The sequence below is a fragment of the Bifidobacterium sp. ESL0682 genome (assembly GCF_029392815.1).
Taxonomy (GTDB): Bacteria; Actinomycetota; Actinomycetes; order Actinomycetales; family Bifidobacteriaceae; genus Bifidobacterium.
This window is the reverse complement of record NZ_CP113942.1, coordinates 1,573,873-1,587,112: the sequence shown is the minus strand read 5'-3', so window position 1 is coordinate 1,587,112 and position 13,240 is coordinate 1,573,873. Positions and strand designations below refer to the sequence as shown.

At 56.4% G+C, this 13,240-nt stretch carries 8 protein-coding genes and 2 pseudogenes; 9 read left to right on the top strand and 1 reads right to left on the bottom strand.

Annotated features, from left to right (window positions below; all coding sequences use genetic code 11):
• Positions 1 to 27: 27 nt before the first annotated feature.
• The 8 genes and pseudogenes from OZX57_RS06765 (at position 28) to OZX57_RS06735 (ending at position 9,092) form a co-directional block, all read left to right on the top strand.
• Positions 28 to 2,037: an ABC transporter ATP-binding protein gene (locus tag OZX57_RS06765; RefSeq protein WP_277162974.1), complete on the top strand. Its 2,010-nt coding sequence runs from the start codon at positions 28 to 30 to the stop codon at positions 2,035 to 2,037.
• 384 nt (positions 2,038 to 2,421) lie between these two features.
• Positions 2,422 to 3,030 (top strand): annotated as a pseudogene (locus tag OZX57_RS08630) (ECF transporter S component); the annotation flags it as partial.
• Between the two features lie 186 nt (positions 3,031 to 3,216).
• Positions 3,217 to 3,996 (top strand): energy-coupling factor transporter transmembrane component T, encoded by a 780-nt coding sequence (locus tag OZX57_RS08625; protein WP_348637182.1) that lies wholly within the window; start codon positions 3,217 to 3,219, stop codon positions 3,994 to 3,996.
• Positions 3,993 to 4,844, top strand: a complete 852-nt coding sequence (locus OZX57_RS06755; protein ID WP_277161923.1) for an ATP-binding cassette domain-containing protein — start codon at positions 3,993 to 3,995, stop codon at positions 4,842 to 4,844. The genes OZX57_RS08625 and OZX57_RS06755 overlap by 4 nt, the downstream gene beginning before the upstream one ends.
• Positions 4,841 to 5,761, top strand: coding sequence for an ATP-binding cassette domain-containing protein (locus OZX57_RS06750; protein WP_277161922.1), 921 nt, complete (start codon positions 4,841 to 4,843; stop codon positions 5,759 to 5,761). The genes OZX57_RS06755 and OZX57_RS06750 overlap by 4 nt, the downstream gene beginning before the upstream one ends.
• Positions 5,758 to 6,672 carry a ribokinase gene (locus OZX57_RS06745; protein WP_277161921.1) on the top strand — a complete coding sequence of 305 codons (915 nt, stop codon included), beginning with the start codon at positions 5,758 to 5,760 and terminating at the stop codon, positions 6,670 to 6,672. Before OZX57_RS06750 ends, OZX57_RS06745 begins: the two co-directional genes overlap by 4 nt.
• A gap of 3 nt (positions 6,673 to 6,675) precedes the next feature.
• The gene (locus OZX57_RS06740) at positions 6,676 to 7,617 is read left to right on the top strand and encodes a nucleoside hydrolase (RefSeq protein WP_277161920.1); all 942 of its coding nucleotides are present in this window, start codon (positions 6,676 to 6,678) and stop codon (positions 7,615 to 7,617) included.
• A gap of 32 nt (positions 7,618 to 7,649) precedes the next feature.
• A complete protein-coding gene (locus OZX57_RS06735; RefSeq protein ID WP_277161919.1) occupies positions 7,650 to 9,092 on the top strand; it encodes an MFS transporter in 1,443 nt (480 codons plus the stop codon).
• Between the two features lie 209 nt (positions 9,093 to 9,301).
• Here OZX57_RS06735 and OZX57_RS06730 read toward each other — a convergent pair whose 3' ends face one another.
• Positions 9,302 to 9,595: a metal-sensitive transcriptional regulator gene (locus OZX57_RS06730; protein WP_277162973.1), complete on the bottom strand. Its 294-nt coding sequence runs from the start codon at positions 9,593 to 9,595 to the stop codon at positions 9,302 to 9,304.
• Positions 9,596 to 9,836: 241 nt separating this feature from the next.
• On the opposite strand from OZX57_RS06730, the pseudogene OZX57_RS06725 reads away from it, so the two are divergent.
• Positions 9,837 to 13,022 (top strand): annotated as a pseudogene (locus tag OZX57_RS06725) (heavy metal translocating P-type ATPase).
• The last annotated feature ends 218 nt before the right edge of the window (positions 13,023 to 13,240 follow it).

Below are 13,240 nucleotides of genomic sequence, written 5' to 3'. Positions count from 1 at the left end.
GACAGCAACAGCCAGGCCAAGGGCGCGATGAAGAAGAATAAGCCATCCGGCATGCCCGCGGTTCAGAAGGCTCCAAAAGGCACCACCAAACGGTTGCTTGGCTACATCTTCCATTATCGCTGGCAGTGCATCGTCGTGATTATCGGCATTCTGATTTGTGCCTGCACTCAGTCGCTGCCCTCATTCGTGCTGCAGCCGCTGATCGACAACTGCATCATGCCCTTCATCCATGCGCAGACCCCTGACTGGGGCCCGCTGATTCACATGACCATCATCGTTGGTTCCATTTACGGATTGGGCATGATTGCTTCGTTCGTGTGGAATTATATGGTCGTCGCCATCGAGCAGGGTGTTCTGAGGACAGTGCGCGACGAAATGTTCGAGCACCAGCAGAAACTGCCGATTCGCTACTTCGACACCCACGAACACGGCGACATGATGAGCCGCTACACCAACGACACCGACACCTTGCGCCAGATGGTCTCACAGGCCCTGCCGCAGCTCCTGATTTCCGGTGCTTCCGTGGTGGCCGCGCTGTTGGCGATGCTCTGGCTTTCCGTGCCGTTCACCATCTTCACCGTCGTTTTCGTGGTGCTGATGATGCTGGTGGTGCGGGTGATTGTCAGCCGTTCCGGGCGCTACTTCGTGCGTCAGCAGGAGAACATCGGCGACGTCAACGCGTTCGTCGAGGAATCCGTCAACGGGCAGAAGGTCATCAAGGTCTTCAACCATGAGGATGCCACGCAGGCGCGTTTTGACCAGAAGAACGAGGAGCTGTTCGAAGCCTCCTCCAAGGCCAATATCTATGCGAACATCACCATGCCGGTCATCGGCAACATGGGCAACGTGCTCTATGTGCTGCTGGCCATCGTCGGCGGCATCGCGGGCATCAACGGCTGGTTCAATTTCGGCTTTGGCGGCTCAGGGTCGTTGACGCTCGGCGCGATTGTCTCGTTCCTGACGCTTTCGAAGGCCTTGATCAACCCGATTAGCCAGATTTCCTCGCAGATCAACATGATCATGATGGCGCTCGCCGGCGCCGCGCGTATCTTCAACCTGATTGACGAGCCGGTCGAATCTGACGACGGCACCGTTCGTTTGGTGAGCGTCGAGCTCGGCGAAGACGGTCGCACGATGACCGAAACAGACCGCGAGACCGGTCACTGGGCTTGGAAGCGCGCTGCGGATGATGATGGTACACGTTCGCTCGAGGCTGCCAAGAAGCTCAAGGGATCCGCCCGCGAAGTGGCCATGAAGGCGCACGAAAAGGCGATAACCTCGCCCGACGGACGCTTGACGCTGTTGCGCGGCGACGTACGCTTCACCAACGTCTCGTTCGGCTACAACCCCGATAAAACCGTGTTGCATGACATTACATGGTTCGCCAAGCCGGGGCAGAAGATGGCGCTCGTCGGTGCTACCGGTGCAGGCAAGACCACCATCACCAACCTCATCAACCGCTTCTACGATGTGCAGGAAGGCCAGATTCTTTACGATGGCATCGACGTGAAGAACATCAAGAAGGCCGATCTGCGCCGCTCGCTCGGCATCGTCTTGCAGGACGTCAACCTCTTCACCGGCACCGTGCTCGACAACATTCGCTATGGCAAGCTCGACGCTACCGACGAGGAATGCATCGACGCGGCCAGGCGCACCAATGCCGACGCGTTCATTCGCATGCTGCCGCAAGGCTACAACACCGTGCTGCAGGGCGACGGTTCCGGCCTTTCGCAGGGTCAGCGCCAGCTGATCTCCATTGCGCGTGCCGCCGTGGCCGACCCTCCCGCCATGATTCTCGACGAGGCGACCAGCTCCATCGACACCCGCACCGAGGAAGTCGTGGAACAAGGTATGGATGCGCTGATGAACGGTCGCACTGTTTTCGTCATCGCTCATCGGCTTTCCACCGTGCGCAACTCCGACATCATCATGGTGCTCGACCACGGTCGCATCATCGAACGTGGTACCCATGATGAGCTTATCGCCCAGCGCGGCGAATATTACCAGCTCTACACCGGCAAGCTCGAACTGGAGTAGCCGGTATCGATAGAAGTTCCCTTTAGAATTTCTGATGCCCGTCACGACCGCAAGGCTGTGACGGGCATCTTTCGTTGTCAGTGCTTTTTGCGGCGAAGCTCTGTTGCATTCAATGTCTATTTTTCTTGCATGCTTTTAACAGGAGATGTGGATTACTTCACAATAATTCGCTTCAAGTGATAAAAATTAGGCAGCTTGCGTTCCTCTGGCCACTCATTTATTATCGAGCTCTAGCCGGATATCGGTCAATAAAAATTTAGATGTCTAATTAATGCAATTCATAGTTTGAATGTAACCACGAAAGAATGTAAGTAAATCGTTTCCCAACAGGTATAGCTGCAGGCAATGATGCTGTGCCGGTCACGAAAGATTGGTAAGGGTGGCATGAAAGTAACATTATGGTCCAAACTGTTACCTAGTATTACTTCCCAATTCTCGACAAAATCGCTGGTGCTGATTCCTATCGCAGTGGGAATCAACCTCATCGGCGGCACCTTGTGTTCGACGCTGAAGCTGCCGCTGTTCATGGACATGATCGGCACTATGGTCATCGCCTGCTTGAGCGGGCCGTGGGTCGCCGCTCTTTGCGGACTCCTGACCAATGTTTTCCTCGCCATCGTGGCCAACCCGGTTTACCTGCCCTATGCGCTTTCAAGCGTGCTCTGCGGTTTGGCGGTCGGCTATATGGTGAAGGCGGGGTTGCTCAAGAAGTTGTGGGGCATTCTGCTGATCTGGCTGGTCTATTCTGCGGTCAATACCGTCGCCGCTTCCATGATTACCGTTTTCGTCTACGGTGGTGCCACGGGCCTCAACGGCACCTCCATCCTCACCGCGGCGCTCACTGTGGCGTGGAAGAACATTCTCATCCCGGTCTTTTCCTCCTCGATGCTGGAAAATTTGATCGACAAGGGCATCACCATTGCCATCGTCGCCATGATCGTGAATAAGATTCCTCGCCGTTTCGTGAGCCAGTACGCCTCGGAGAATATCGGGACCAAGACTGCTAATTTCAAGCCGATCAAGGCGGACGTGGACTCTCACGGTTACGATCTCGAATCGATTCTCGCCGATCTTCGTGAAGGTAAAAGCTCCAATGCCGATGCCAGTTCCTTGCTGTCCGATGCCGAAATGAACGAGCGCCTGCTTAAGGCAGACTCGGTGCATGATGTCCCGGGGGCGATGGGCAAAGCTAACCCGCTGGTCAAATTCCTTGGTGTGCTGCTCTTAGGTCTCGCGGCGCTTGCCTGGCCGGATTTCACGTTGGGTCTGGTAATTGTCGTTCTGCTCTTCGTCCTTGCGTGGCGCGCCGGTTGTCTGAAGGCGTTCTCCAAGCTGATGTTTGGGTTCGGCATGCCGATGGCCATTATGCTGATGTTTATTCAAGGCCTTTATAGTCCTAAGAATACGACTGTCATTGCTGATTTCGGGTTCGCCCAGCTGGGCCTGCAAGGCGTGCTTTACGCCGCGAAAATTGTGGTCACTGTGCTGGTATTCCTCGGCAGTTTCTATATCGCCAACAAAACGACCTATATCGGCTCGCTGGTTGCGGCGTTGACGCAGATTGGCTGCCCAAGCAAACTCGGTTATTTGGTCTTCGCCTCTCTGAACGTGGTGCCACAGATGCAGCGCAAGACCACCGTAATACGTCAGGCGCAAAGCGCACGCGGGCTGGCCACAGGCGGCGGCTTGGTTTCGCGGTTCAAGGCTTTCTTGCCGCTGATCGGCCCAGTTGTGATGTCTTCACTTACAGATGCTCAAGAACGCGGTATGACGCTGGAAACCAGAGGTTTCGGTGTCAAAGGAGTGCGACGCACGAGCTATGTCAAGGTTCCTTGGACTTCTAAGGATGCAATGGCGCTCTGGTTGCTCGTCGGTCTGTTTGCTCTCATCCTTGTCCTTTCGATTCTTGATCGCACCGGAACGCTTTCGGTGACCTATCCGTGGGGAGGTGTGCGATGAAACCCGTTGTTGAAGTACAGGACTATTCATTTACCTATCAGGACGCCGAAACTCCGGCAATCAAGGACGTGAGCCTCACCGTGCGTGAAGGTGAGTTCGTCTGCGTCGTCGGAGCCAACGGTGCAGGTAAGACCACGCTGTGCAACGCATTGGTCGGGCTTATCCCGCACTATTTCACCGGCAAAAGCGAGGGCAGCGTACGTATCAACGGCGCGGATACAGCCGAGACCAGTGTGTCAGACCTGTCTAATTACATCGGCTTGGTCTTTCAGAACCCCTTCAACCAGCTCACCTATGCCTCGGGAACGGTTGCCGAGGAACTGACCTACGGCCTCGGCAATCGTGGCATCTCCCGCGAGGAAATGCGCCGCCGGGTCAAGCTGGTCTCGCAGCTGATGCACATCGAAAATCTGCTGGATCGCGACCCGCTTGAGCTTTCCGGCGGCCAGGTGCAACGTGTCGCGTTCGGCTCCACGTTCATTCTGGAGCCCAACATCCTCGTACTCGACGAGTGCACCACACAGCTCGATCCACTCGGCGCTTCCGAGATCTTCGATATCGTCAAGCAGCTCAATGCCTCCGGGATCACCGTCATCATGGTTGACCACGATATGGAACGGGTTGCGGAATATGCCGATACCGTCGTGGTGATGGAGCGTGGGCAGATAAGGCTTGCCGGAAGTCCCCGTGAAGTGTTCTCCGTTTCCGATATCAACCGGTACGGCATCGATGCTCCTGATTACGTGAAACTCTCGAAAGGCCTTGAGCGGAGTGGGCTCAGTGACGGAAAGCTTGCGATTACCTATGACGAAAGTCTGGTGATGGCCAAGGAGGTGCTTGAGCATTGAAGATCGAATTCAACAATGTCGGCTACAGCTATCAATCCGGTCACCAGGCCCTTCATGACATTAACCTCTGCTTTGAAGGCGACCAATCGGTGGCCATCATCGGACAGAACGGCGCAGGGAAGACGACGCTGGCCAAGCAGCTCAACGGGATACTTCGCCCGACGCAAGGCTCATTGACGATTGACGGAACTGAAATTTCGGAGCGAACGACGGCACAATGGTCCAAGCGTGTGGGCTATGTTTTCCAAAATCCCGACGACCAGCTGTTCCTGGAAACCGTGCGTGAAGAGTTCGCTTTCGGCCCCCGGAACCTCGGGGTGGACGAAGCCACTATCGACTCTCGCATCGACAAGGTAGCAGCATTGACCGGCTTGCAAGGCAAGCTCGACGTTCATCCCGCCGATCTGAGTCCAACGGAAAAGAAATTCTGCGGCATCGGTGCGGTCATCATGATGGATCCGGATGCTGTGGTCTTCGACGAGCCGACCTGCGGGCAGGACTATGTGGGAGACGTGCGGCTGCATGACCTGATCGCCGAGCTCAAGCGCGAAGGCAAGCTGTGCATCGCCATCAGCCACGATATGAAATTCGTGGCAGCCAACTTCGATCGTGTCGTGGTGATGTGCCAAGGCGAAGTGCTTCTCGATGGCACGCCGCAAGAGGTGTTCTCACAGGTCGACGTATTGCGCAAATCCTATGTCACGCCGCCTCCCATCACCAGAGTGGCGCAGGGTGTCGGACTTGGAAAAACCGTCCTTACCGTTCCGCAATTTGTCGAGACGCTCGAGGAAACCCGTGCGGGTTTGGTCCCGCTCTTAAAAACGTCAGCAATCAACAATAACCACTATGAAATAGTCGGCCATGGCGGGCAATCGTCCATGACCCAAAGAAAAAACAAGGGGAATGAATGTCAATGAAAATTCTGAATTTCGGTTCATTGAACATCGATTTTGTCTATGATGTCGTCGATTTCGTCACCAAAGGACAGACGGTCACTTCAAGCGGGCTGAACCAATATCCCGGCGGCAAAGGACTTAACCAGTCCGTTGCCGCAGGTAAGGCCGGCGCGTCAATCAGCCATGCCGGAATGATTGGCAAAGACGGTCTCTTCCTGCGTAATCTGCTTGACCGGGCGCAAGTGGATACCAGCGAGGTGAAAATTTGCGAGGAGGAGCGCACCGGCAACGCGATTATTCAGCGCAATCAGGATGGTGACAATTGCATCATCCTGTATAGCGGTGCCAACCGCGCGTTTACCGAGGGTTTTGTGGACAAAGTGCTTTCGAAATTCGACAAGGGTGATTGGCTTCTGGTGCAGAACGAGACCAACCTGCTGGGCTATATCGTCGAACAGGCGCGTAGTCGCGGCATGAAAGTGGCTATGAATCCTTCGCCGGCCGATGAGCTTCTGGATGAGGTCGACCTGAGTCTGGTCGATTGCTTCATCCTCAACGGTGGCGAGGCCGAGGCGATCACCGGCGAGTCCGGTACGCCGGAAATCCTGCTGGATGCGATGTGCGAGAAGTTCCCGAACGCTGCCACCATCCTCACCTCGGGGTCGTGGGGCTCGGGCTACGCAAAGGGAACGCAGCGTGTGCGTCAGCGAGCCTACCGTGTGCCCGTGGTTGATACCACCGCCGCGGGGGACACCTTCACCGGCTACGTCTTGGCCAATATGGTGGCCGGCGAGGACATCGCCACAAGTCTTGAAAGAGCCTCGAAAGCCGCGGCGCTTGCGGTTTCGCGCCAGGGCGCGGCCCCTTCAATACCGTTGGCCGACGAGGTCAACAATTTCCAATCTTCACCGATTATTTCAACGGAGGAATAACTCATGAATACCCAACAACCAAAACCATTGATCATCGACACCGACCCCGGCATCGATGACGCCGCCGCCATCACTCTTCTGGTGGGCGAGCCCAGCGTCGATATCAAGCTCATCGCCTCGGTCTCCGGCAACGTCGGCGTCGGGCACACCACCAACAACGCGTTGAAACTGCTGACCTTCCTCGGCCGTAGGATTCCCGTTGCCAAGGGTGCTGTGGCGCCTTTGATGCGTGAGAACCGTTTCGCCACCGAAGCGCATGGCAAGGGCGGCATGGGCATGTTCGATTTTCCGGCGCCTGACACATCGCTGTTGACCGTCAACAATGCGGTTTTGGAAGAGCGCCGCGTCCTGATGGAAAGTGAAGAGCCGGTTACTCTCCTCACGCTTGGTCCGCTGACCAACATCGCACTGCTTTTCGCCACGTTCCCAGAAGTCAAGGAACATGTCGAACGCATCGTGATGATGGGCGGCTCGACCAGCCGAGGCAATATCGGCGTCTACGGCGAATTCAACATCTCGGTGGATCCGGAAGCCGCGAAAATGGTCTTCCGCTCCGGCCTGCCCATCACCATGGTGGGGCTTGATATCGGCCGCAAGGCGCACTTGGTGGTCGACGATCTGGAACGCATGGAAGAAACCGGCGAAGTCGGCATGATGATCGGCGCGCTGTTCCGTTCCTACGACGGCGGCCACATTGAAAACGGCATCAAGATGTATGATCCTTCCGCCGCGCTGGCCATGGTTGAACCCGACCTGTTCACCATGCGCGACGCCTTCGTGGATGTGGAGATTTCCAGTCCTCTGACCCTTGGTGCCACCGTGGTCGACTACGACGGCACCATCAGCGGCAACCACAACGTCAGCGTCTGCGTGGACGTGGACGTCGATCGGTTCCGTAAACGTTTCGTCCAACGAATCGCAGCCGTTGAACGGGAACAACAATAAAAACAATACTTTTCGAAGGGAAAGGAAAGTACATGACTGATACAGCAGTCAAGGAGCAGACCAACGGAATACCGGTTCCCGAGGAGGGGACCCCGGAGTTCGAGAAAATGAACAAGATGGCGAAAGTCGCCATCCCGGTCATTTTGGCCCTGTTCACATTGGGCGTGCTGCAACAGCAGGCGTTCGGCATGGTCTATGTCAACATCGGCAAGCAGCTTGGCCAGCCTGGGCTTGCGCCGCTGATTACCTCGATCCCGGGTATTGTACTGGGCATCGTGAGCGTCATCTATGGTTCGCTGGGCGATTTCGTATCGTTGAAGAAGATGGTCTGCCTCGGCACCATCGTCTTCATCCTGGGTTCGGTGCTTGGTTGCTTCGGCACCTATAGCATCTGGATCGTCATCGCGGCCCGCGTCTTGCAGTCCATCGGCTGGCAGGTCTCCGGCTCCATCTTCCTGGTGCTGGTCTCCAAATACGTCGAAAAGCGCAAGCGCGTGATCTGGTACGGCGTCTTCGTGGCCGTCTTCCGCATCGCCGCCGCGCTGGGTGTTTTCCTCGCGGGCTATATGACCCTGATTGATTGGCGTTGGCTCTTCGGCATCGGCATCATCGCGGTCCTCTTCCTGCCTGCCCTGGCCAAGAACCTTCCTGACCAGCATGCGAAGGGTGCCCACATCGACGGTGTCGGCTTCACACTCATCGGCTTGTTCGCAGGTGCCGTGACCATGTTCTTCACTGATATGAACTGGGGCTGGGGCGCCGCCTGCATTCTCACGCTCGTGGCGTTCGTGATCTACATCAACAAGGCCAAGAAGCCGTTCATCACCCCGAAGATGCTCACCAATCCGGCCTTCGCCGTGACCATGACCGTCATTTTCGTCGGCTACTTCTTCAGCTACACCCTGAATGCCGGCGTCAACAACATCGGCCTCAATGTCTACGGCATCGACTCTTCCAAGGTCTCCAACCTGCTGGTCTGGTCGATCATTCTCGCCGCCATCATGGGCTTCGCCGCAGGCCCGATCATCCAGCGCATCGGTCGCAAGGCCTCGATCATCCTTGCTTTGGCCTGCATGGGCAGCGGTTTGCTCGCCATTGCGTTCCTGATTCCCGCAGGCAAGATCTGGGCCCTCGCCGTGGCGCCGTGCCTCTACTACTTCGGCACCTCCTTCTTCTACCAGCCGATCGTCGATACCGCGACGTTGACGGTGGAACCCGAGGAGTCCGGACGTGCGCTCGGCTTCAACGACCTGGTCCAGGCCATCACCGGTTCCATCGGTGTGGCGCTCTTCGGGCAGATGATGGCCAAGACCTCCATGGGTGGCGGCAGTATCGCGGGAACCCCCGCTGGCGCTGCGTCCTCGTACGCCAATGTGTTCATCATCGGTGGTCTGGTCATCTTCGGCGCGCTGATCATCTTCGTCTGCTCGATGAAGATGATCTACAGCCGCTCCCGCGCAGACAGCAAGAAGTGAGCGTTTTGCTGCTGCGTAAGTGCGGGTTTCGTCTCGACTGAACCGCTTAGCTGGTCGGCGAACGCCGGCAAGATTAAATAACAACGTGTCCTGATTCCTTTACCTGATGGAGGAATCAGGACATTTTGAGATTGCTGCTTGTTTTTGCGTGGATGGCTACGGTTTGGCGATACGTCTGGTATCTTTGTGTCCGTTTGAGGATTGGCAAATCAGGATTTCACCAACCGTGTGATGGCGGCGATGGCCTCGTCCATTTTTTCGTCTGCGACCGGCCCGCCTTTAGCTGCGGCCGTCGTTACGCAGCTGTTGAGATGGTCGCCGAGTAGCAGCAGTGCCACGGATTTCAGTGCACTGTTTGAGGCGGCGATCTGTGTCAGGATGTCGATGCAATAGGTGTCGTTCTCAACCATCGCAGTAATCGCCCGCACCTGTCCTTCGATGCGGCGCAATCGGGTGACCAGTTTTTCTTGTCGTGAACGTAGCCGACGCTGGAGCCGGCGCAATGCTCGCAAGTCCCGTTATTGCCTGCTTCTTTCTCAATGTTGTTTTCGCCGTTTGATGTCTGCTGCTTCATCTGTGCTTTCTTTCCTGCCATACATGTACCCCCATCCGTGTCTTATTCGTTACGGTGCTGAGCTGAATAATTGACACTATATACCCTAGGGGGTATGGTGAGTTTCAGTTATAGCGAATAGATGCGTCCAGGCTGCCGGAAGCGATTTGGGCAGCGGAATGTGAGGGAACATGGTTGGCAACATCGCAGTGATTGTGGTGGCGCTGGTGGTGAGCATTGCCATTATCTGGTATTTCTTCGCCCCTCGAAAGGCGGCTCAGGCCAGCCGTGAGGGTGCCTTGCAGACGGCGCATATCGTCGTCAAGGGTGGCTATACGCCAGCCGAAATCGACGTGGAAGCTGGTTCGCCGGTACGTCTGCAATTCGATCGGCAAGAAGATGGTGAATGCTCGTCGCATGTCGTTTTCAGCGACCTCGGCATTGACCAGACATTGCCGCCGTTCAAGACCACCGATGTCGAATTCACGCCGAAGAAGCCTGGCGATCTGCCATATGCCTGCGGCATGAACATGCTGCATGGCGTCGTGCATGTGCTGCCGAAAGGCGGAAAGAACAAAAGCTGAGTTCATCGAATCCAAGAAATTTGCGGATACATTGATAACGCCGGTCAGCATATAACAATTGGCGATGGAAAAATAACGAAATCCTATTCAATAGGGTTCAAAACGAAGTTCGAACAAACAAGCTGAAACGGTGTACGGCGCGGGAATGATACGGAGTAACCAATGAGTCAAGTCAGTAAGCAGTCGGAGGCGCGACCTGCCGCAAACAAAGGCCAATTCCGGGAAGATGACCCGGACGCGGTGCGTAAGGCTGAGATCAAGGCGCTCGACCGTCGGCTCATCGTTGCTGCGGTGCTGACGATTCCGGTGTTCGTCTTTGCCATGTTCCATATGTGGTTGAAGGCGTTCATTCCCATGGGTGTCATCGATTTCTTCACCAATCCTTGGGTCGAGTTCGTGTTCATCACGCCGGTCATGTTCTATTCCGGCTGGCCGATTCATCGCACCGGTTGGCTTGCGCTCGCGCATCGTGCCCCGGAAATGAACTCGCTGGTAGCGCTGGGAACCGCCGCATCCTATGCGTATAGCGTGGTGGTTACCGTCGCGCCCGGTATTTTGCCGCCAAGTGCCCGTGAACCATATTTCGAATCTGTTGGCACCATCATCACGCTGATGTTGCTGGGGCAACTGCTCGAGGCCCACGCGCGGCTTGGCACCGGCGAATCGATTCGTGCGCTGATCAATCTCACGCCGAAAACCGCACATGTCGTGCGTGACGGCAAGGAACTCGATGTCAACGCCGATCAGGTCGAAGTAGGCGATATCGTCGTCATCAAGCCGGGAGAGCAGCTGCCAGTTGATGGCACGGTCATCTCGGGCCAGACCTCCGTCGACGAATCCATGATTACCGGCGAATCTCTTCCGGTTTCGAAAGGCGAAGGCGATACCGTCACCGGCGCCACCATCAACGGCAACGGAACGCTGCAATATCGTGCCACCAAGGTCGGGCGAGACACGGTTCTTGCTCAAATTATCAAGCTGGTGCGCACCGCCCAAACCTCGAAAGCGCCGATTCAAAAGCTTGCCGACAAGATCTCCGGCTACTTCGTGCCAGGTGTCATTCTGATTGCCATTTGGACGTTCGTCATCTGGTGGGTGTTCGGCCCTGTGCCGCAAGGACTGTACGGTTTGGTGTCCGCCGTGGCCGTTTTGGTTATCGCCTGCCCATGCGCGTTGGGTATCGCTACCCCGCTTTCGGTGACGATCTCCACCGGCAAAGCTGCGCGATACGGTGTGCTCATCCGTTCCGCCGAGGCGTTGCAGACCGCGCGCGACGTCGATACCGTCGTGCTCGACAAGACCGGTACCATCACTCGTGGCCAGCCCGAGCTGACCGACATCGGCTGGATTGGGGATGCCGCCAGCAGCGGCGGCAGCCGCGAGGCCAACGCGCAAACGCAGCGGGACCATCTGCTTTCTTTCATCGCCGGAGCCGAACAGGTTTCCGAGCATCCACTCGCGCAAGCCATCGTCAAAGGCGTCGCGCAACACAAACTCACCGTGCCGAAGGCGGACTCGTTCGAAGCTGTGCCAGGCAGCGGGGTAGTGGCGAAAGTAAGCGGCCACGATGTCATCGTCGGCAATGCCGAACTGATGAACAGTCGCAACATCGCAGCTTCGGTATCGTCTCATACGAACGATAATCAACAGGGTGCCGTTGTTGCCAAGAACGATACCAACACAAATATCTCTGATGTCAATAAAACAGACATCGAGCGTACGCATTCGGAATCAAGCCATGTTGAAGAGCTGTTCGCAAGCTATGCCCAAAAAGGCAAGACCCCGATTCTGGCGGCTGTAGATGGCAGGCTGGTCGCCGTGCTGGCCGTAGCTGATACCGTCAAACCGGATTCGGCCAAAGCCATCGCCGCACTGCGCGAACGTGGCCTGCAAGTGGTCATGCTCACCGGCGACAACAAAACGACGGCGACCGCGATGGCCAACGAAGTGGGCGTGGACCGCGTCATCGCAGGTGTTCGCCCTGAACGCAAGGCCGAGGAAATCGTGCGCTTGCAGAACGAGGGGCATACGGTCGGCATGGTCGGTGATGGCATCAACGATGCCCCGGCGCTCGCAGCCGCTGATGTCGGCTTCGCCATCGGCACCGGCACGGATGTGGCCATCGAATCCTCCGATATCACGCTGGTTTCTGGCAGCCTCACCGGCTTGGTGACGGCCATCGACCTCTCCCGCGCGGCCATGCGCAACATCAAGCAGAACCTCGGTTTTGCCTTCGGCTACAACGGCATCGGCATTCCGGTCGCCGCCGGCATCCTCTACCCGCTTTGGCATATCATGCTGAACCCGATGATTGCCGGCGCCGCGATGGCGTTCTCCTCGCTTTCCGTGGTGTTGAATGCGAATCGCCTGCGCGGCTTCAATCCGGCCACGGTCAAGCCGCGTCGCTTTACCTTTAAGCTCCGCGAGCGTCACATAGAGCTCAAGGGTGCTTCTTCAGACTCCGCTACTGAATCGGCCCATGATACGAAATCTGGTGCTTCGCCGGTGCCAAGTGAATCGGCGAGGAAAGCGCTGCAAATCACCCCAACTGTTGATGCGTCTCCGGATACATCAGACAACATAACCAATCAACCCGCGAAAGCGAAAGAAGGAACCACTATGGATATGAACATGAACAACGGCGCCAGCACTGTCAAGGACCCGGTCTGCGGCATGATGATCGACCCGAAGACGGCCGCCGGCAGCCAAGACTACAACGGCAAGACCTACTACTTCTGCAGCGACAACTGCGCCAAGAGCTTCGCCGCCGACCCCGCTAAGTACGCGGAGTGAGGTTCCCGAAGGCTTTTTGAAAGCTGTTTAAGGCTGCGATCATCGATGAATAGATGGTCGCAGCCTTTGCTTTTCAAATTTCGAGACGAATTTCTTTGAAGTGTCGCGAAAAATGCAAAAACGAGGTACACTATCAACGGTGATTCGCTAAAGGCCTTGTGCTGTCTTTCGGATAATCATTCGAGTGTTTGGCTTTACTGGAGAGCCGGAGCTCATAG

What these genes read in the sequence shown, in the direction of transcription:
- OZX57_RS06765 (WP_277162974.1), top strand. Translation starts at nt 28, where the DNA reads ATGAAGAAGAATAAGCCATCCGGCATGCCCGCGGTTCAGAAGGCTCCA.
- OZX57_RS06735 (WP_277161919.1), top strand. Translation starts at nt 7,650, where the DNA reads ATGACTGATACAGCAGTCAAGGAGCAGACCAACGGAATACCGGTTCCC.
- OZX57_RS08625 (WP_348637182.1), top strand. Translation starts at nt 3,217, where the DNA reads ATGGGCAAAGCTAACCCGCTGGTCAAATTCCTTGGTGTGCTGCTCTTA.
- OZX57_RS06745 (WP_277161921.1), top strand. Translation starts at nt 5,758, where the DNA reads ATGAAAATTCTGAATTTCGGTTCATTGAACATCGATTTTGTCTATGAT.
- OZX57_RS06755 (WP_277161923.1), top strand. Translation starts at nt 3,993, where the DNA reads ATGAAACCCGTTGTTGAAGTACAGGACTATTCATTTACCTATCAGGAC.
- OZX57_RS06740 (WP_277161920.1), top strand. Translation starts at nt 6,676, where the DNA reads ATGAATACCCAACAACCAAAACCATTGATCATCGACACCGACCCCGGC.